The sequence below is a fragment of the Mesorhizobium sp. LMG17149 genome, assembly GCF_024518695.1.
In the GTDB taxonomy this organism is placed as follows: Bacteria; Pseudomonadota; Alphaproteobacteria; order Rhizobiales; family Rhizobiaceae; genus Mesorhizobium.
The window spans coordinates 136,686-156,205 of the sequence record NZ_JANIFL010000009.1 but is presented as its reverse complement, the minus strand read 5'-3'; the positions used below and the strand labels follow the sequence as shown (position 1 = coordinate 156,205).

At 61.4% G+C, this 19,520-nt stretch carries 21 protein-coding genes; 10 read left to right on the top strand and 11 right to left on the bottom strand.

From position 1 onward, the window contains the following. Positions 1–85 precede the first annotated feature (85 nt). Positions 86–970, bottom strand: coding sequence for a helix-turn-helix domain-containing protein (locus NP945_RS21840; RefSeq protein ID WP_127326796.1), 885 nt, complete (start codon positions 968–970; stop codon positions 86–88). Between the two features lie 173 nt (positions 971–1,143). On the opposite strand from NP945_RS21840, the gene NP945_RS21835 reads away from it, so the two are divergent. Next, positions 1,144–2,385: an MFS transporter gene (locus tag NP945_RS21835; RefSeq protein ID WP_256747484.1), complete on the top strand. Its 1,242-nt coding sequence runs from the start codon at positions 1,144–1,146 to the stop codon at positions 2,383–2,385. Between the two features lie 70 nt (positions 2,386–2,455). Here NP945_RS21835 and NP945_RS21830 read toward each other — a convergent pair whose 3' ends face one another. Beyond that, on the bottom strand, positions 2,456–3,313 hold the full coding sequence (locus NP945_RS21830) for an alpha/beta fold hydrolase (RefSeq protein WP_127267864.1): 858 nt from the start codon (positions 3,311–3,313) through the stop codon (positions 2,456–2,458). A 151-nt stretch (positions 3,314–3,464) separates the two neighbouring features. Here NP945_RS21830 and NP945_RS21825 point away from each other — a divergent pair, with 151 nt between their 5' ends. Further along, positions 3,465–3,893, top strand: coding sequence for a MarR family winged helix-turn-helix transcriptional regulator (locus NP945_RS21825; protein ID WP_127267865.1), 429 nt, complete (start codon positions 3,465–3,467; stop codon positions 3,891–3,893). Between the two features lie 92 nt (positions 3,894–3,985). Here the strand turns inward: NP945_RS21825 and NP945_RS21820 are convergent, their stop codons facing one another. Next, a complete protein-coding gene (locus NP945_RS21820; RefSeq protein WP_256747483.1) occupies positions 3,986–5,992 on the bottom strand; it encodes a bifunctional diguanylate cyclase/phosphodiesterase in 2,007 nt (668 codons plus the stop codon). A gap of 294 nt (positions 5,993–6,286) precedes the next feature. Between NP945_RS21820 and NP945_RS21815 the strand changes: the two genes are divergently transcribed. The 7 genes from NP945_RS21815 to NP945_RS21785 all read left to right on the top strand — a co-directional run bounded on the left by NP945_RS21815 (position 6,287) and on the right by NP945_RS21785 (position 12,422). After that, on the top strand, positions 6,287–7,321 hold the full coding sequence (locus NP945_RS21815) for a class I SAM-dependent methyltransferase (protein WP_127380568.1): 1,035 nt from the start codon (positions 6,287–6,289) through the stop codon (positions 7,319–7,321). A 247-nt stretch (positions 7,322–7,568) separates the two neighbouring features. Further along, positions 7,569–8,210 carry a 50S ribosomal protein L25/general stress protein Ctc gene (locus NP945_RS21810; RefSeq protein WP_256747482.1) on the top strand — a complete coding sequence of 214 codons (642 nt, stop codon included), beginning with the start codon at positions 7,569–7,571 and terminating at the stop codon, positions 8,208–8,210. Between the two features lie 23 nt (positions 8,211–8,233). Further along, positions 8,234–8,959 carry an aminoacyl-tRNA hydrolase gene (pth, locus tag NP945_RS21805; RefSeq protein ID WP_127270550.1) on the top strand — a complete coding sequence of 242 codons (726 nt, stop codon included), beginning with the start codon at positions 8,234–8,236 and terminating at the stop codon, positions 8,957–8,959. A gap of 91 nt (positions 8,960–9,050) precedes the next feature. Next, entirely contained in the window at positions 9,051–10,154 is a 1,104-nt protein-coding gene (ychF, locus tag NP945_RS21800) for a redox-regulated ATPase YchF (protein ID WP_256747481.1), read from the top strand. A 226-nt stretch (positions 10,155–10,380) separates the two neighbouring features. Continuing rightward, positions 10,381–11,355, top strand: a complete 975-nt coding sequence (gene corA, locus NP945_RS21795; protein ID WP_127270555.1) for a magnesium/cobalt transporter CorA — start codon at positions 10,381–10,383, stop codon at positions 11,353–11,355. 123 nt (positions 11,356–11,478) lie between these two features. After that, positions 11,479–11,955 carry a MaoC family dehydratase gene (locus tag NP945_RS21790; RefSeq protein ID WP_127269625.1) on the top strand — a complete coding sequence of 159 codons (477 nt, stop codon included), beginning with the start codon at positions 11,479–11,481 and terminating at the stop codon, positions 11,953–11,955. Then, the gene (locus NP945_RS21785) at positions 11,952–12,422 is read left to right on the top strand and encodes a MaoC family dehydratase (protein WP_256747480.1); all 471 of its coding nucleotides are present in this window, start codon (positions 11,952–11,954) and stop codon (positions 12,420–12,422) included. The genes NP945_RS21790 and NP945_RS21785 overlap by 4 nt, the downstream gene beginning before the upstream one ends. Before the next feature lie 162 nt (positions 12,423–12,584). Here the strand turns inward: NP945_RS21785 and NP945_RS21780 are convergent, their stop codons facing one another. The 6 genes from NP945_RS21780 to petA all read right to left on the bottom strand — a co-directional run bounded on the left by NP945_RS21780 (position 12,585) and on the right by petA (position 18,064). After that, on the bottom strand, positions 12,585–13,130 hold the full coding sequence (locus NP945_RS21780) for an adenine phosphoribosyltransferase (RefSeq protein WP_256747479.1): 546 nt from the start codon (positions 13,128–13,130) through the stop codon (positions 12,585–12,587). Between the two features lie 9 nt (positions 13,131–13,139). Beyond that, positions 13,140–14,285 carry an alpha-hydroxy acid oxidase gene (locus tag NP945_RS21775; RefSeq protein WP_256747555.1) on the bottom strand — a complete coding sequence of 382 codons (1,146 nt, stop codon included), beginning with the start codon at positions 14,283–14,285 and terminating at the stop codon, positions 13,140–13,142. Positions 14,286–14,461: 176 nt separating this feature from the next. Further along, positions 14,462–15,157: a phosphatase PAP2 family protein gene (locus tag NP945_RS21770; RefSeq protein ID WP_256747478.1), complete on the bottom strand. Its 696-nt coding sequence runs from the start codon at positions 15,155–15,157 to the stop codon at positions 14,462–14,464. Positions 15,158–15,284: 127 nt separating this feature from the next. Next, complete coding sequence (locus tag NP945_RS21765) at positions 15,285–16,157, bottom strand: cytochrome c1 (RefSeq protein WP_127322539.1); 873 nt, start codon at positions 16,155–16,157, stop codon at positions 15,285–15,287. 28 nt (positions 16,158–16,185) lie between these two features. Next, positions 16,186–17,487, bottom strand: a complete 1,302-nt coding sequence (locus NP945_RS21760; protein WP_127326789.1) for a cytochrome b N-terminal domain-containing protein — start codon at positions 17,485–17,487, stop codon at positions 16,186–16,188. A 16-nt stretch (positions 17,488–17,503) separates the two neighbouring features. Then, on the bottom strand, positions 17,504–18,064 hold the full coding sequence (gene petA / locus NP945_RS21755; protein ID WP_127270959.1) for a ubiquinol-cytochrome c reductase iron-sulfur subunit: 561 nt from the start codon (positions 18,062–18,064) through the stop codon (positions 17,504–17,506). A 314-nt stretch (positions 18,065–18,378) separates the two neighbouring features. Here petA and NP945_RS21750 point away from each other — a divergent pair, with 314 nt between their 5' ends. Further along, a complete protein-coding gene (locus NP945_RS21750; protein ID WP_127270961.1) occupies positions 18,379–18,723 on the top strand; it encodes a cupin domain-containing protein in 345 nt (114 codons plus the stop codon). Positions 18,724–18,726: 3 nt separating this feature from the next. Here NP945_RS21750 and NP945_RS21745 read toward each other — a convergent pair whose 3' ends face one another. Next, positions 18,727–19,038 carry a DUF6665 family protein gene (locus NP945_RS21745; protein WP_127326788.1) on the bottom strand — a complete coding sequence of 104 codons (312 nt, stop codon included), beginning with the start codon at positions 19,036–19,038 and terminating at the stop codon, positions 18,727–18,729. Between the two features lies 1 nt (position 19,039). Then, complete coding sequence (locus NP945_RS21740) at positions 19,040–19,519, bottom strand: GNAT family N-acetyltransferase (RefSeq protein ID WP_256747477.1); 480 nt, start codon at positions 19,517–19,519, stop codon at positions 19,040–19,042. Position 19,520 lies beyond the last annotated feature (1 nt).

Sequence of the window (19,520 nt, the reverse complement as noted above, 5' to 3'; positions counted from 1 at the left end):
CCCTAGAGAATTACGTCAAAACAAAGAGTTAGAGCAGATCACCGTTTCCGTAAAACGGTGAAATGCTCTAGAACAGCACCTACCGTTACGGCGCAGGGCTTTCCAACCGAACCGGGCCGACCAGGCGACGAGCGACCTCGACGCTTTCTCGTGCGCCGCGCATATAGCCGCGCGGCGAGGTCCCCAGCATGCGCTTGAACATGGTGATGAAGGCCGGCACGCTGTCATAGCCGAGATCGAGCGCCACCCTGGTGATCGGCTCGCCGTCCGCCAGCCTGGGCAGCGCCGCGAACAGGCAGGCCTGCTGGCGCCATGTCGACAGCGACAAGCCGGTCTGGCGCTGGAAAGCGCGCGTGAACGAACGCCGGCTCATGCCGGCGGCATCGGCCCATTCATCGATGGTCGCGTGCGGCGATGGTGCTGCGACGAAGCGCCGGCACAGCGCCGACAGCCTTGGGTCGGACGGGAATGGCAGCCCGAGAGGCCGTTCCGGCAAGGTCGGGATTTCGTGCAGCAAAAGGTTCATGATCAGCCCACCGCGTCCTTCCAGAACGCCGCCTTGCGGCAGCTTTTCCGATTCCACGATCAGGCTGTGCATCAGGTCGGTGACGCCGACGACGCGCAAGCCTTCGGGCAGCCCGGGGATCGCCTGTGGCATGACATAGACCGAACGCATCGAGACATCGCCCAGCATTTCGACTGAATGCTCGGTGCCGGCTGGAATCCACATCGCGTGGTCGGGCGGCACCATCCAGCGCCCGTAGCGCGTCGTCACCAGCACCACGCCGACAAGCGCATGCAAGAGCTGGCTGCGGCTGTGGCGGTGCTGCGGCACGCGATAGCCGTCCGGATATTCGGTCGGCAATGCCACCGCCGGCCCCGCCACTTGCTCAAGCCACTGCCAGCGGCTCTCGTGCAACTGGCCGAGATTGGCATTGCCAGCGTGAAAGACTTCTTTGCCGTGCGGCATCCGATATGGCCCACTTGCGAAACTATTGGACCAAACCACGAAAGAAGTCATCCCGCAAGCAGCTTATAAGGCACCGGTCCCAAGCGCTCCACAGGAGCGTCCGACAAGGCGGCCGCAGGAGCGTCCGTCAACTGCCTGCGGGTGTGCCCGCCAAAAAGACCACGGAGCCTACCTTGACCGATACGACAGCCGCCAGCGTCGCCCCACCGGCGAGCGCCAGTCACGCCTCAGCCCAGGCGACGGCTTTCACCGTCATCCTGGCGGTGAGCTTCTGCCACTGCATCAACGACATCATGCAGTCGCTGCTGTCGGCCATTTACCCGCTCCTGAAAGAGAATTATGGCCTCGATTTCTGGCAGATCGGCTTGTTGACCTTCACCTTCCAGGTGACGGCATCGCTGCTGCAGCCTGTGATCGGCATGATCACCGACAAACGGCCGATGCCCTATTCGCTGCCCTACGGCATGGCGTCATCGCTGATCGGCCTGATTGTGCTCGCCTATGCCGGGCACTATTCGCTGCTCCTGATCGGCGCCTCGCTGATCGGCATCGGCTCGGCGATCTTCCATCCGGAATCCTCGCGCATCGCCCGCTTCGCCTCCGGCGGCCGCTTCGGCCTGGCGCAGTCGCTGTTCCAGGTTGGCGGCAATTTCGGACAGTCCATGGGGCCGCTGCTGGCAGCCTTCATCGTCGTGCCGTTCGGCCAGACCAGCATTTCCTGGTTCGCCGTCGGCTCGCTGATCGGCATCATCGTTTTGTGGCAGGTCGGCGGCTGGTACAGCCGGCTGCGTGCCGCACAGGGCACCCGCAAGGCGGCGAGCTTCGTTTCGCCCTTCCCGCGCCGCAAGGTGATGAACGCGTTGATCGTGCTGACGCTGCTGGTGCTGAGCAAGAATGCCTACATCGCCAGCCTCGCCAGCTACTACACCTTCTATTCCATGCATAAGTTCGGCGTTTCGGTGCAGATGAGCCAAGTCATGCTGTTCCTGTTCCTCGGTGCCTCGGCGCTGGGCATCCTGCTCGGCGGCCCGTTCGGCGACCGCTATGGGCAGAAGGCGATGATCTGGTTCTCCATCGTCGGCGTGCTGCCCTTCACGCTCGCCTTGCCCTACGCCAATCTGGAATGGACGATGGTGCTGACGGTGCTGATCGGCCTGATCCTGTCCTCTGCCTTCTCGAACATCGTCGTCTTTGCGCAGGAACTCGTGCCGGGCCGCGTCGGCATGATCGCCGGCATCTTCTTCGGCTTCGCCTTCGGCATGGGCGGCATCGCGGCGGCCGTGCTCGGTATCGTCGCCGATATGAAGGGCATCGATTTCGTCTTCCAGATCTGCTCGTATTTGCCGTTTCTTGGATTGCTCACCGTGTTCCTGCCAAACATGAAGGAAGCGCGCAAAGCGCAGGCGGCCGCCTAGATCAGGCGGGTCTGCCGCTGTCACAAAAATGCACCCGCCTGATGACGGGTGCATTTTGTGGGCCATGGCCTTAAGCCTTGAAGAAGGCCAGCAGGTCGGCATTGATGATGTCTGCATGGGTCGTGGCCATGCCGTGCGGGAAGCCCTTGTAGACCTTGAGCTCGCCCTTCTTGAGCAGCTTGATCGTCAGCAGCGCCGAATCGGCGATCGGAACGATCTGGTCGTCGTCTCCGTGCATGACCAGGACAGGCACGTCGATTGCCTTCAGATCCTCGGTGAAGTCGGTTTCCGAGAAAGCCTTGATACAATCATAATGCGCCTTGGTGCCGCCCATCATGCCTTGGCGCCACCAATTGTCGATGACGCCCTGCGAGATGTCCGCGCCCGGACGGTTGAACCCGTAGAACGGACCTGATGGAACGTCGCGGAAGAACTGGGCGCGATTGGCTGCCTGGGCGGAGCGGAAGCCGTCGAACACTTCGATCGGCAGGCCGCCGGGATTGGCGGCAGTCTTGAGCATGATTGGCGGCACCGCGCCGATCAGCACCGCCTTGGCGACACGGCCGCCGGCGCCATAGTTGGCAACATAGCGCGCCACTTCGCCGCCGCCGGTCGAATGTCCGACATGAATGGCATTCTTGAGGTCGAGATAAGCGGCGAGTTCCGCGACATCGGCGGCATAGGTGTCCATTTCGTTGCCGATATCCGTCTGGGTCGAGCGCCCATGGCCACGCCGATCATGGGCAATGACACGGTAGCCTTGTGACAGGAAGAACAGCATCTGGGCGTCCCAATCGTCGCTGCTCAACGGCCAGCCATGATGGAAGACGACAGGCTGCCCGGTCCCCCAGTCCTTGTAGTAAATCTGCGTTCCGTCCTTGGTGGTGATCGTACCGCTGCCGGAGCTGGGCTTGGTTTGCGAGGTCATCTCAATCTCCTTGTGGTTATTTCCGCGATAAACAATATCGCGATAACCATATAGCTAACGCGGCACAAAACCCTTGTCCACAAAAATATGTATCGCGATATCATTTTTCGTGGTATCGAATTGATGCCCATATTGGCAAAAGGAATGCGCCGTGCCTCTCCCGTTGGACAATCAGCTCTGTTTCACGCTCTATGCCACCAGCATGGCGATAAACCGCACCTACAAGCCGATGCTGGACGAGATGGGCATCACCTATCCGCAGTACCTGGTGCTGAACGCACTTGGAGAGGCCGATGGGATGTCGGTCGGCACCATCGCCAACCGGTTGGCTTTGGAATCGAGCACCGTCACGCCGCTGGTGAAGCGAATGGAGCAAGCCGAGCTGGTGACCCGCCAGCGCAGCCAGACCGACGAACGCCAGGTGCAGGTCGACCTGACATCAGCCGGACGCGCGCTGCTGGTCCAATGCAACTGTCTGAACGAGACCTTGGTCGAACGCTCGGGCATGACGCTTGCCGAGCTCGATGCCTTGAACCGGCAGATCCAGGCGCTACGCAACGCGTTGACCAGCGACCGGTAGCCCCTAGGTAGCCGCTTGGCCCAGTCATGGGTTGATTGCAATCAGTACGGCTTTTGAGGGCGGCTAAGCCAAACGTCGGAAAGAGGCCACCATCATGCGGACTTAAGCACGGCAAATGACCGTTTGCGCATGGCCCGCTTTGCCTGGAAACTGGCGGCGGGAGCGGGGCGGCCGACATGGAAGCCCTGGATCTTGTCTATGCCGAATTCGCGCATCAAAGCCATCTGTTCGTCGGTTTCCACCCCTTCGACCAGGATCTTGTGGCCGCGATTTCGAACCAGGGTGATGATGTCCTGCAGCATCGCCTTGCCGCTCAGGGAGCTGCAGTCGTGCAGAAACGATCGGTCGATCTTCACCGTGTCGAAATCGATCAGGCGAAGCCACGAAAGGCCCGCAAAGCCCGTCCCGAAATCATCAAGCCATATCTTGATCCCGAGCAGCTTCAGGTCGCTGATGCAGCGCAGAATGTCCGAGTGCATCTCCATCTCCAGCCCTTCGCTGATCTCGAAGGCCAGCCTGCTGCCGGCGACGCCGGTTTCGCCCAGAATGGTCGCGACAGACGTTGCGAAGCCAGGTGTCTTAAGCTGGATCGGGGAGACGTTGACGCTGACGACACGGACGTGGTCGTCAGCCAGGAGTTCGGCGCACACCGTCCTTATCGCCCAGCGCCCGAGTTCCAGGATTGCGCCGGTTCGCTCGGCGACGGGAATGAACAGGCTCGGCGGAACCGATGTGCCGTCCAGCATTTTGAGGCGCATCAGAGCCTCCACCGCTTCAACCCGGTCCGATTTGACATCCTGGATAGGCTGATAAACCAGTGAAACGAGATTCTGGCCGATCGCGATCTTCAGCAAGGCCGCGATGTTCTCGCTCTCGTCGCTGCTTTGCGGATCGGTTGGATCGAACAGCCGGGCACAATTTCGGCCGCCGGCTTTTGCCAGATAGAGAGCGCGATCGGCCTCGTGGATGATCTTCTCCAGCTTGGCGCCGGTCTGCGTCCTGGTGAATGCGGCGCCAACGCTCACCGTTACGATCGAGACGCCGTCGCGCCGCAGTTCGTGCGTCAGCGCCAGGTTCTCGACCGTGCTGCAAATGGCTTCCGCTATATCCAGTATCTGCTCTTTTTTCTCCATGCGAGCCAGGACGATGAACTCTTCACCGCCATAGCGGCCGATGGAGCCGTTATACTGCTTGATCATGTCGCTAAGGGCATTGGCGACATGGATCAGGCAGCGGTCGCCTTCCTGATGGCCGTAGCAGTCGTTGAATTTCTTGAAGAAGTCCACGTCGATGAGGATCGCCCCGAAGCTGGTACCGACCTTTTGCCAATCGCTCCAGTAGTCCCGCAGCTTCTCGTCGATCGCGCGCCGGTTCTCCAGACCCGTCAGCGGATCGGTCCGCGACAACCTCAGCAGGGCCTTGCCGCGTTCGGTCGCCTCATTGTGCTGGATCTTGGCTTCCAGGGCATTCAGAAAGACGTTGTAGCGTTCCTCATTCAGTTTCCAGTTCACATACGAGGTGAACGTGAAACAGGATATATAGAAAGCCCCGAATACCATTTTGTATGTAAGGGTTGAAGGAACGAAGTAATTTACGATGTAAAGTATACACAATATTATTGCCGAGGTTACGATAGAAAGCTTGAAATTGAACGTAAAGAAAAGATTTGCGCTCATCATGAATATGGTCCCAAAGACCATGTAGTAAGAGACGCTTTCCTTGTCCGCGCCAAGAACCGCTGGGCACAACCAACCAACATAGCCGAAGATGATGGCTCCGGCGCAGGTCACGTCGAGCCATTCCGTTCCAATCCCCCGGCGAAGCTGTGCTTCGAGGATCAAAAGCGCGCTCAAGCCGACTGCGAAGCGCGCCGTGATCGTGTAGGCGGCAACATCCGGGATCAGCAGCAGATCCGTTGCCGAAAACAAGAGATAGATCGCAACCGCAATCCAGAGCCCTGGCCTGGCTTCTCCTCTTCGCGTCGCCTGCGCTTCGGTGCGGTAAAGGGTGCGGAGCTCGTCGGCGCTCAGTTCATAGCGCGGCTCGTACGGCTCCGCATCAACCGTATCGACCAATACGGAGGACAGGTGTTCGTTCATCACAATAGACCCCGTTTGAAAGGGATTTTGTTTTCCGAACTCATTTCCAGCTTCTGCCCCCACGCGGGCCGGCTCCTTTGGGACGCGACGGCGATTGCGACGCCGGGCAAACAAATGCAATCGCGCAAGACAAGTTTCCGTTAACTCGAACCCGGAATTCGGGCCGGAAGCCGTCTAAAGAGGAACATGGTTGGCGGGAAATTAATCATAACGATAAAATGCCGTCAGCCCGACATTGGCAAATGGAGCATTCTACGCAATAAGTTAACCGACTGTTAACTATGGAGTGATGGCGTGCAGACCGTTCTTGATGGCAAAAGCTTGATTACTGCCGCGATGCTCGCCGGCACGCTGCCTCGGGGAAAGCTCGAGCATCACGGCGAAGCGTTCGAAACCGCGCGCGCGGAGCTGGCGCTCATTCTCCACGCGACACAGCAGCAGATCGAACAGGACAAGAACCCCGCCGAGATCGTCGGTCGCTTGCTGTCCTTCCTCAATGGCCTGCATTCCAAGGTTCATCCCGACGTCTGGCATGCGTTGATACCGGTGGCGCAGAACCATCCGATCCTGAAGTATTTTCTCGAGGATCCGCTGACGCACTGGTCCTTCACCAAGCCCAGGGGCTATTCCGGCGACGCGCAGTTGCTTGATTACATCTATTGCGATCCGCACGTGGCAGAGAGCGTGGCCAACGCCTCGGAGATCGGCAAGGCGCTCTATAGCCATACCCAGAACGTACCCTCATGCGTCGCGGCACGGGAACGACGCGACCTCCTGACCCGATATGTCGACGAGATTGCGGTCAAGAATGGACCGCAAACCGAGGTCCTGGCGATCGCGGCCGGCCATTTGCGGGAGGCCAATCGCTCGGTCGCTTTGACGGAGGGCCGTCTCAAGCGCTGGGTTGCGCTCGATCAGGATCCCCAGAGCGTTGGGCTGATCGCGCGCGACTTCCAGGGCACCGCGGTCGAAGCCATCGACGGCTCGGTGCGAACCGTGCTCACGCGGGGTCACAAGCTCGGCAAGTTCGATTTCATCTATGCCTCCGGCCTTTACGACTACCTCGCCCACAACGTCGCGGTGAAACTCACGAAGACCTGCCTGCAGATGCTGAAGCCGAACGGGACGTTCCTGTTTGCCAACTACGCCGAGGGCACGCCTGACGCCGGCTACCGGGAGACATTCATGGACTGGGTGTTGCTGCTGCGATCGGAGGTCGATATGTGGAACATCGTCAATGCCAGCGTCGACCGCAACACCGTCGAGGCGCGGGTGTTCTTCGGCGAGAACCGCAACGTGCTTTATGCCGTCATCGAAAAGCGCGGATAGCGACCGCCTGGACTGCACCAGGCTGGGCGTGCCTTTGGCTTGCACCTCCGGCCGCCTTCCGCTATAGAGCCGCCACCCGCGTAGACACCCTTGGAGGCAACGCGGCGGAAGGCCGCCTTCCCGCATGATCCCGAAAAGTGGATTCCGGTTTTCGGACCAGATCATGCATGGGTATGTCGGCTTTCGACGTTTACGGTCCAGGCACTCTGCCAACCGTGAGCGCTCCAGTAAACCGAAAGGAAATGCCATGAGCCACGACACTTACGAGCTCAAGGCCGAAGCACGCGAACAGGTCGGTAAGGGGTCCGCCCGTGCAGTTCGCCGCAACGGTAAAGTGCCTGCAGTAATCTATGGTGACAAGCAGCCTCCCCTGGCTATCGCGCTCACCTACAAGGATATCTACTACAAGATCCATGGCGGTGGGTTTCTGACCACGATCGCCACGATCGATGTCGACGGCAAGAAGATCCAGGTCCTGCCGAAGGACTTCCAGCTCGACCCGGTCAAGGATTTCCCTGTCCATGTCGACTTCCTGCGCATCGGCAAGGACACCGAAGTCAATGTCGACGTGCCTGTCCACTTCATCAACGAGGACAAGTCGCCCGGCATCAAGCGCGGCGGCGTGCTCAACATCGTGCGTCACGAAGTCGAGTTCCACTGCCCGGCCAATGCGATCCCGGAGTTCATCACCGTCGATCTCACCGGCGCCAACATCGGCGACTCGATCCACATCTCGGCGGTCAAGCTGCCGGCTGGCGTCAAGCCTGTGATCTCCGACCGCGACTTCACCATCGCGACCATTGCCGGTTCGTCGGCGATGAAGCCGGAGACGGAAGAGACGGCTGAAGCGGCTGCAACTGAAGCGGCTCCTGCCGCCGACGAGAAGTAACTCTTTCACGCCCGGAGCAGGCGATGCTGCTGTTTGCAGGTCTCGGCAATCCGGGCGCGAAATACGCTGACAACCGCCACAATGTCGGTTTCATGGCGGCGGACGCAATCGCCCGCCGCCATTCCTTTTCGCCCTGGTCGAAGAAATTCCAGGGCCTCATTTCCGAGGGCACGCTCGGCGGCGAAAAAATCGTCCTGATCAAGCCGCAGACCTTCATGAACCTGTCCGGCCAGTCGGTCGGCGAAGCACTGCGCTTCTACAAGCTCGAGCTTTCCGCGCTCACCGTCTTCTATGACGAGATCGACCTTGCCGAAGGCAAGCTGCGCATCAAGACCGGTGGCGGCGCCGGCGGCCACAACGGCATCCGGTCGATCGACGGTCATATCGGCAATGGCTATCGCCGCGTGCGCATCGGCGTCGGCCATCCCGGCGTCAAGGAAATGGTCCAGCACCATGTGCTCGGCAATTTCGCCAAAGCCGACCGCGAATGGCTCGACCCGCTGCTCGACGCGATCGCCGATAATGCCGCCATGATCGTCAAGGGCGACGAATCCGGCTTCATGAATAAGGCCAGTCTCGCCGTCCAGGGCAAGGCCGGGCCGGAGCCCGAAAAGCCAGCGCAGAAGCAGTCGGCGCACAAGCAGCAAAGTCATGTCCGCCAAGCACGGCCTCAACAGCCGGTGGTCAAGCTGCCGGAAAGCGGTCCAATGGCCGCCATGCTGAAGAAGCTGTTCGGCGGCAAGGACTGAGCATCAAGGGGACCGAAGGGCTTGACGTTGATCACCCCTATCGCCCATAGCCCTGATCAAATTTCTATTTTCCCGATAGGACCGAACAAAAATGGGTTTCAAATGCGGCATCGTTGGCTTGCCCAACGTCGGCAAGTCGACGCTTTTCAACGCGTTGACCAGAACGGCTGCGGCGCAAGCCGCCAACTATCCATTCTGCACCATCGAACCGAACACCGGCGAGGTGGCGGTGCCAGATCCGCGCCTGCAGAAGATCGCCGCGATCGCCAAGTCGAAGGAGATCATTCCAACTCGCATCTCTTTCGTCGACATTGCCGGCCTGGTGCGCGGTGCCTCGAAAGGCGAAGGGCTGGGCAACCAGTTCCTCGCCAACATCCGCGAGGTCGACGCCATCGTGCATGTGCTGCGCTGCTTCGAGGATGACGACATCACCCATGTCGAGGGCCGCATCGACCCCGTCGCCGATGCCGAGACGGTCGAGACCGAGCTGATGCTTGCCGACCTCGACAGCCTAGAGCGCCGCATCGTGCAGATCCGCAAGCGCGCCGGCAGCAAGGACAAGGAAGCGACGACCGTGCTGCCGTTGATGGAGGCAGCGCTCGAACTGCTGCAGGCCGGCAAGCCGACCCGCATCCTGCTCAAGGGTATTTCGGCCGAAGATTTGCGCATCCTGCAGGGCCTGAACCTTCTGACCTCGCATCCCGTGCTCTATGTCTGCAATGTCGCGGAGGCCGACGCCGCCACCGGCAACGAACACACCAGGGCCGTGGAAAAGATGGCCACCGCCCAGGGCGCCGGCACAGTGGTGATCTCGGCGGCGATCGAAGCCGAGGTCGCGCAGCTCTCGGACGAGGAAGAGATGGAATTCCTGTCCTCGCTCGGCCTCGACGAGCCAGGCCTCAACAAGGTCATACGCGCCGGCTACGACCTGTTGCACCTCATCACCTATTTCACCGCCGGGCCGAAGGAGACGCGCGCCTGGACCATCCATAAGGGCGACAAGGCGCCACAGGCCGCCGGTGTCATCCACACCGATTTCGAGCGCGGCTTCATCCGCGCCCAGACCATGTCCTACAACGACTTCGTCACACTGGGCGGCGAAGTGGCGGCCAAGGAAGCCGGCAAGGCGCGCGACGAAGGCAAGGAATATGTCGTCCAGGACGGCGACGTGCTGTTGTTCAAGTTCAACACTTGATGCCCTGAAGCGGTCGAGAACATCCCGGCAAGCTGTCGGCGAAGTTCCTCGATACATGCTTCCAGGCGCCGGCGGCCATCCGCCCGCCGGCCGCTTGTCTTGATTTTGTCACGTCACAGGTCTAAGCGGCAGACGCACGGTCGGCGCTGACGTCGAGAACCCGTGCAATCCAACACGACGCGTCAATCCGAACGCACCCTTTGGCCCCAGCAAGGGATATCAGGCGATGATCAAGGCCTTCGTCGTGGACAATGACCGCCTGCGCGTCGTCGACGATCTCCTGGCAAACAGCGAGACCATCGTCTGGGCGGACCTGTTCAACCCGACAAAGGAAGAGGAAGCGACGATCGAGAGCTGGCTCGGCGTTGCCATTCCGACGCGCGAGGAGATGGAGGAGATCGAGATTTCGAGCCGCCTCTATGTCGAGGACGGCGCCTATTTCATGACCGCCACCCTGCCCGCCCAGACCGAAATCGACGATCCCTTGATGTCGCCCGTTACCTTCGTGCTGGCCGGCACAAGGCTGATCACGGTGCGCTACCACGAACCGAAAGCTTTCAAGACCTTTCCGCAGCGCGCCGAAAAGGTGGCGACCGGCTGCACCAGCGGCGACACCATTCTGATCGGCTTGCTGGAGGCGATCGTCGATCGTCTCGCCGACATTCTGGAACGCGCCGGCCGCGACATCGAGGCGATCTCGCGCGATATCTTCGAGGCGCGGTCGACCAAGGTTTCCAAGCGCAACCGTGATTTCCAGGAGTTGCTGAAAGCCATCGGCCGCAAGGAGGACATTGCCTCCTCGATCCGCGACAGCCTGATCTCGCTGCAGCGCCTGGCAGGCTTCTTCGCCCATGCCTCGACCCGCACCAAGATGAGCAAGGACACCAAGGCGCGCATCAAGACGCTGTCTCGCGATGTGCTGTCGCTCGCCGACCACGCCACCTTCCTGTCGCAGAAGATCTCCTTCCTGCTAGACGCCACGCTCGGCATGATCTCGATCGAGCAGAACGCCATCATCAAGATCTTCTCGGTCGCCGCCGTCATCTTCCTGCCGCCGACTTTGGTCGCCTCGATCTACGGCATGAATTTCGACATCATCCCCGAGTTGAAATGGCAACTTGGCTATCCCTTCGCCATCGCCATGATGGTGCTGTCGGCGATCCTGCCCTTCTGGTACTTCCGCCGCCGCGGCTGGCTCTGAGTGGCCTTGTCGATCGGCTGCCACAGGCTGGCGCAGTAAAAATCGCTTGACCAAATGAACGCCGGCCTGCATCCGGAAATCCCGATCCTGGGGATCGTGGGTCGACAAGCCGGATTCCAGACCATGACTGCAGAGATAAAAACATGGGCCTATGAGGACTTCATCGAGGGCGCATCGATCGACCTCGGCTCCAAGCTCGTGAGTGCCGCCGAGATCGTCGAATTTGCCGGAGAATTCGACCCGCAGCCGATGCATCTCGACGAGGAAGCCGGCAAGGCCAGCATCCTCGGCGGGCTGGCCGCCTCGGGCTGGCACACCTGCGCCATGTTCATGCGCATGCTCTGCGACGCCTTCCTGCTGGACTCGACCTGCCAGGGCGCGCCCGGCGTCGATCAGGTCAAATGGAAGAAACCGGTCCTGGCCGGCGACCAACTGACCGGCACCCTGATGGTTGTTGCCAAGCGCCTGTCGAAATCGAAGCCGCAACTCGGCTTCGTCACCATGCGCAGCGAGCTGTTCAACCAGCGTGGCGAAAGCGTCTTCGAGCTCGAGAACTCCGTCATGTTCCTCACGCGCGATGCCGCGGGGAGCCAAGCATGACACTGGACGAGTTCTTCCGTATCGGCACCACCGTCACGCTCGGCTCGCACACATTCGAGCCCGAGGCGATCAAGGCCTTCGCCCGCAAATATGACCCGCAAATCTTCCATATCGACGAGGAGGCCGCGAAGAAGAGCGTGCTCGGCGGCCTCTGCGCGTCCGGCTGGCACACGGCCGCGACCTGGATGAAACTCAATCTGGAAAACCGCATGGACGCCGAGATCGCTGCGTGGAGCGGTCCCGGTCCGGTGCCGGAATTCGGCCCCTCGCCCGGCTTCAAGAACCTGAAATGGCTGAAGCCGGTCTATGCCGGGCAAACCATCACCTTCACGCGCACCGCACTGTCGCACCGCCCAATCGCCTCACGTCCCGGCTGGCGGCTGCTGGCGCTGCGATGCGAGGCTTCCGATGAGACCGGCGCCAAGGTGCTGGAGTTCGAAAGCGCCGTGCTGGTGAAGGCTGAGTAGGTTCTTCCTTCGCCCCGTTTACGGGGAGAAGGTGCCCGAAGGGCGGATGAGGGGCGGCGCCAGCGCTGGTGTCTCGCGTTGCCTTCCCGGCCCTTCGCTATCGCTCCGGACGTTCGAGCCCTTTGAAAGGTGGACTTTCAATTTGCCCTCGGCAAACGGGTCTCAGTGTCCCTCAAACCCTATCAGCGTCCGCACCGGCACGCCAAGCGCCTCCAGTTTGGCACGGCCGCCCAAATCCGGCAGGTCGATGACGAAACAGGCGGCGAGGATGTCGGCGCCGATCTGGCGCAGCAGCTTGACCGCCGCTTCCGCGGTGCCGCCGGTGGCGATCAGATCGTCGACCAGGATCACCTTCTCGCCCGGAGCAATGCCGTCCTTGTGCATCTCCATCTCGTCCAGCCCATATTCCAGGCTATAGGCGACGCGCACCGTCTCGTAGGGCAGCTTGCCTTTCTTGCGGATCGGCACGAAGCCGGCCGAGAGCTGATGGGCGACGGCGCCGCCAAGGATGAACCCGCGTGCCTCGATGCCGGCGATCTTGTCGATCTTCTGGCCGGCGTAGGGATGTACCAGTTCGTCGATAGCGCGGCGGAAGGCGCGCGCATTGCCGAGCAGCGTGGTGATGTCGCGAAACAGGATGCCGGGCTTGGGATAATCCGGAATGGTGCGGATCGCGGCGAGCAATGTGTCTTCGAGGGAGGATTTCATGGGTCGAGATTACCTGAAACGGAGGTTGTTGCGCGACAATTGTTCGATCGAACTGCAGCCCATCAGCTTCATGCCGCGTTCGATCTCGACCCGCATCTGCTCAAGCGCCCGTTCGACGCCGGGCTGGCCCGCCGCCGCGAGCGGGAACAGATAGTAGCGTCCGACGCCGACGGCCTTGGCACCGAGCGACAGCGCCTTCAGCACATGCGTGCCGCGCTGCACGCCGCCATCCATGATGACGTCGATCCTGTCGCCAACGGCATCGACGATCTCGGCAAGCTGGTCGAACGCCGCCCGCGAGCCATCCAGCTGCCGCCCGCCATGGTTCGACAGCACGATGCCGCTGCAGCCGATGTCGACGGCGCGTCTTGCATCCTCCACAGACATGACGCCCTTGAGGCAGAACGGACCCGACCAAAGCTTGACCATCTCGGCGACATCGTCCCACGTCATCGACGGGTCCAGCATCTCGGTGAAGTAGCGGCTGATCGACATCGTGCCGCCGCCCATGTCGACATGCTCGTCGAGCTGCGGCAGCTTGAAACCCTCATGGGTGAAATAATTGATCGCCCAGGCCGGCTTGAGCGCGAACTGCGCCATTCCGGCCAGATTGAGCTTGAAGGGAATGGCAAAGCCAGTGCGTTTGTCGCGCTCGCGATTTCCTCCGGTGATGCTGTCGACGGTCAGCATCATCACCTCGACGCCGACCGCCTTTGCCCGCTGCATCATCGCCCGGTTAAGGCCGCGATCCCGATGGAAATAGAACTGGTAGACCTGCGGGCCGCTGCTGATGCTGCGCGCCTCCTCGAGGCTGACGGTGCCAAGCGACGAGACGCCGAACATGGTGCCATACTTGGCCGCGGCCTTGGCGACCGCGCGCTCGCCCTGATGGTGGAACAGGCGCTGCAAGGCGGTCGGCGAGCAATAGAACGGCACCGCCAGCTTCTGGCCCATGACCGTCACCGACATGTCGACCTCGCTCACCCCGCGCAGCACGTTGGGAACCAGATCGCAGGTCTCGAAGCTTTCGGTGTTGCGGCGGTAGGTGACCTCATCGTCCGCCGCGCCGTCGATGTAATTGAAGATCGGGCCCGGCAGCCGCTGCTGCGCCATCCGCCGGAAATCGGAAAAGTTGTGACAGTCGCTGAGCCGCATCATCGAAATCCAAAAGCCATGGCGGGACGAGCTTCTCGCCACCGTTCGATGCGTCGAATATCAACCTCATGCCGCCATGCCAACGGACTAATTGCCGAACTTCCGCCTAAGCACTGGCGCAGACAAAAAAGGGGCGCCTTAAGCGCCCCTTCCCGTCTAAGTCCGGCTGACGAGGATTACATGCCGAGATCGGAACGAAGCTCGGCCCTGGCCACTTCATATTCAGCCCTGAAATCGTCCCGATTGAGCAGGACCGCGGCAATGACGCTGCCGGAAATCCTGCCCATCTCGACATCGGACGCAAAATGGATGCCGCCAACCACACGGTTGTGAGCGTATTTGCTCGCACGTGCCATGATCTCGGCGCGCTTTTCCGGAACCATGTCGGACAGAATGATGCCCATCATCGTGCCGACGGTGGCGTGTCCGGAAGGCCAGGAACCGGAGCTCGACAGCTTGACCGCAGGCTTGACGAGATCGCTGAGCTGATGCGGGCGCGGGCGCTTCCAGACATCCTTGGCCGGATCGACGACAGCGCCTTCGGTAGCCACCACGCGATCGAAGAAGGCGCTGAATTTCGGCAGCGTTTCCTTGTTGAATTTCGGCCCCATGACGTCGGCAAAGCGCCAGACATTCTCCTCGGCATCGGCCGCCGCGCTGGCGACCATCTCCGGGGTGCGCGTGACCTGCAAAGTCAGCACCTCGCCGAGTTCGGCCTTGGTCTGCGCCGAATCGTTTGCCGGCGGCGGCGGCAGGATCATCGTCAGGTCGACGTCCTTGTTGGTGACGAAGGGCTGGGCGTCCTCTGCTTGCGCGGCCGAGCCGACGATGAGCAGCAACAGGCCTGCCGCGAGCGATGCGTATCTTTTCATGAATGCGATCCTTTGATGAGAGCAGCACAGGATCGCCGGATGCGGTGACGGCCATGTGACATGACCAGTCTCCGGAAATGCAAAAGGGCGCCTCTCGGCGCCCTTCGCGATCACTTGATTGTGTAGCCTAGTGGGCCACGCCTTCCCACACCTTGCGCTTGGTGAGATAGACCAGCGCGCCGAACAAAAGCAGGAACACCAGCACGCGAAAGCCGGTCTTCTTGCGGTCTTCCATATGCGGCTCGGCCGCCCACATCAGGAAGGCGGAAACGTCGCGGGAGTACTGGTCGACCGTCTGCGGCGCGCCGTCATCATAGGTCACCTGGCCGTCGGAGAGCGGGTTGGGCATCTTCAGCGACACGCCCGACATGAAATAAGGGTTGTAGTGGGTGCCTTCCGGGATGACCATGCCGGCAGGCGGTGTCTCGTTATAGCCTGTCAACAGCGAGTGGATATAGTCGGGGCCGCCCGCGTCATACTGGGTGAAGATGTCGAAGACGAATTGCGGAAAGCCGCGCTCGACGCCGCGCGCCTTGGCCAGCAGCGACATGTCGGGCGGAGCAGCACCACCATTGGAAGCGGCGGCCGCTTCGTCGTTTGCGAACGGTGGCGGGAAGTGGTCGGACGGCTTGCCGGGACGATCGAACATGTCGCCGGCATCGTTGGGACCGTCATGGATCGTGTACTCGGCCGACAGCGTCTTGATCTGCGCATCGGAATAGCCGAGGTCCGACAGCGTGCGGAACGCCACCATGTTCATCGAATGGCAGGCCGCGCAGACTTCCTTGTAGACCTTGAGGCCGCGCTGCAGCTGCGCCTTGTCATAGGTGCCGAACGGGCCGGTGAAGCTCCAGTCCATTTCCTTCGGCTCGTGGATCGGGAAATGCGTCGGCGCGGCGGCGTTGTGCGCCTCTTCGGCGGCGATCGCCCAAGTGCCCGCCGACCCGATGCCGACGGCCACGAGGCCGACCAGCGCCAGCGAGGTGAGAATCTTTTTCATGCCAAATCCCCTTAGATTCTCTACCCGCTCAGCCTTTGGTTTCCGGCGCCGCCGTAGCGCCCGCCGGATGTCCGCTGCCGCCCTTGTTCTTCTCGAGGACCGCCTCGGTGATCGAGTTCGGCAGCCGTCGCGGCGTCTCAATCAGGCCGAGCACCGGCAGCGCGATCAGGAAGAAGGCGAAGTAGAACAATGTCGCCATCTGCGCCATGAACACATAGCTGCCTTCGGCCGGCTGCGAGCCCAGCCAGCCAAGCAGGATGGCATCGGCCACGAACAGCCAGAAGAACAGCTTGTACCAGGGCCGGTAAACGGCCGAGCGTACCTTCGAAGTGTCGAGCCACGGCACCAGGAACAACATGACGATGGCGCCGAACATGCACAGCACGCCGCCGAGCTTGGAGTTGATCGGCCCGACATTGAAGGTGATGGCGCGCAGGATCGCGTAGAACGGCAGGAAGTACCATTCGGGCACGATGTGGGCCGGCGTCTTCAGCGGGTTGGCGACGATGTAGTTGTCGGGATGGCCGAGATAGTTCGGCAGGTAGAAGACGAAATAGGCGAAGAAGAACAGGAACACGATCATGCCGAACGCGTCCTTGATGGTCGCGTAGGGGGTGAAGGCGACAGTGTCGGTCTTCGACTTGACCTCGATACCCGTCGGGTTCGACTGGCCCACGACATGCAGCGCCCAGATGTGCAAAACGACGACGCCGGCAATCATGAACGGCAACAGATAGTGCAGCGCAAAGAAGCGGTTCAGCGTCGGGTTGTCGACGGCAAAGCCGCCGAGCAGCAGCTGCTGGATCCAGTCGCCGACCAGCGGAATGGCGCTGAAGAAACCCGTGATGACGGTGGCACCCCAGAAGCTCATCTGGCCCCATGGCAGCACGTAGCCCATGAAGCCGGTCGCCATCATCAGGAGATAGATGATGCAGCCGAGGATCCACAGCAGCTCGCGCGGCGCCTTGTAGGAGCCGTAATAGAGGCCACGGAAGATGTGGATGTAGACGGCGACGAAGAAGAACGAGGCGCCGTTCGAATGCATGTAGCGCAGCAGCCAGCCCGAATTCACGTCGCGCATGATCTTCTCGACCGAGCCGAAGGCGAGATTGGTGTCGGCCGTGTAGTGCATGGCCAGCACGATGCCGGTCAGCATCTGCGCCACCAGCATGATCGACAGGATGCCGCCAAACGTCCAGGCGTAGTTGAGGTTGCGCGGCACCGGATAGGCGACGAAGCTGTCATAGACCAGCCGCGGCAGCGGCATACGGGCGTCGAACCAGCGTCCGAGACCGGTTTTGGGCGTATAGGTCGAGTGTCCCTCGCTCATCGAAATGTCCCCTGCCTCAACCGATAAGGATCTTGGTATCGGAAATGAACTTGAATACCGGCACCGCCATGTTCTCAGGCGCCGGGCCTTGGCGGATGCGTCCGGCCGTGTCGTAGACCGAGCCGTGGCATGGGCAGAACCAGCCGCCGAAATCGCCTTCCTGGCCGAGCGGAATGCAGCCGAGATGGGTGCAGACCTGAACCATCACCATCCAGGCTTCCTTGCCGGGTGTGGTGCGGTTGGCGTCGGTCGCCGGTGCATCGGCCGGCAGATTGGCGTTGCGGGCGATCGGGTCCTTGAGATCGGCCAGCTTGACGGCCTCGCCGTCCTTCATTTCCTGTTCAGTGCGGTTGCGGACCACGACCGGCTTGCCGCGCCATTTGACGATCAGCGACATGCCCGGCGTCAGCGAGGCGACGTCGACTTCGACGGAAGCGAGCGCCAGCGTCGAGGCATCGGGGCGCATCTGGTCGATGAACGGCCACGCGAAGGCACCCGCGCCGACCACTGCGGCCATGCCGGTGGCGACGTAGAGAAAATCACGACGGTTGGGATCCTGGGTGTCGGTTGCGCTCACGGGTGCCTGATCCTTTCGCCTCTTCCGTGCCGGTGGCTGAGCCTTGTTCCCCGCTCAATTACGCCAACCCGACAGCGCATGGCGAACAGGCTTGCGAATTCCTCCGGCATTTGGACTTCGGTTTATGCGTGAAGCCCGTTTTTGTCCAGACGGGTGAAGGCACAAGGGCAGATTGTCGCGGGGACAAAATCCGCCACCGCTCAACGCGACGCCGGATAGCCGCCAAACATCGCTAAACAACCGGGAAACAACCGCAAATCCGACGCCCCTGTTCGGCTCGACACAAGGCGCCAGCCGGGTCTATCCTTGCCATCATGGCACACGTCATAGACCGCGACACCTGGTCTGTTCGCTCCGACCATTGGAAGGGCGAATTGCAATGTGGCGCCTACGGCTCCAACTCCTGCCTGATCTTCAACTATTTGCCTGGCGTCGGCGGCGGCCCCCGCCTGCACACGCATCCCTACGCGGAGATCTTCATCATCCGCCAGGGCACCGGCCTGTTCACTGTCGGCGACCAGGAGATCGAGGCATCCGCCGGCCAGATCCTGATCGTGCCGCCCAACACGCCGCACAAATTCACCAATCTCGGCCCAGGCCCGCTGGAGACGACCGACATCCATGAAAACGGCAGCTTCATCACCGAATGGCTGGAGTGACCCCTATTTCGCGCCGAGCCTGGCCAGCACCGCTTTCGGGATGTTGTATTCACGAATGACGGCATCGTGCTTGCGCAAGCCGCACAGCTCGCGCTGGATGAAATAGCCATGCACCGCCTCGGCGGCATCCTTGAGCAGCCGGGGGCGCAGTTGCTCGTCGGCATTGTCGCGCAGCCTGGCCAGCGTTTCCTCTACCCGCTGGCCGGCGCGGCCAAGTGCTGCCGCCTTTTCCGCCAATATTTCATGGCCGAGCGCGTCGAAGGCGGCTTCAGCGGCCGAGCCGCCGGCAAGATGAGATGGCGGACGCAAGGACATTTCAGTCTCCTTTCGCGAAAACCATGCGGTGAGTGACGAATTCTTCGCCTTCCACGTGCGTAAATCCAAGCCGTGCGTAAAAACCAAAAGCCTCTTGCGGCGCGCGGGTGTTCAGCGCGGCGAAATGGTGACGTGCCCTGTCGATAACGGTTTCGATCAGCATCCGGCCAAGGCCGGCGCGACGGTGACGCGCACTGACGAACAGGTGCCGGACCCGGCCGTGGTTCCTGGCCTCGAAATAGGGATCGATGTTCAACCCGCACACGCCGGCGAGTTCCCTTCCATCCCAGGCTCCGTACAGCGCCTCGCCCCGTTTCAGGAACTTGTTGCGGCCACTTGCCCAGCCATCCGCCAGGCGCACCAGCATCCAGTAGCCTTCCTGCCGGCTCTCTTCCTTCAGCGTGTCGAAAGCCGGCATGGTCGGCCGGAGCCGCTTGAGAACGTAGCCGACCTCTGAGATGGCGCCTGTTGATCCACCCATG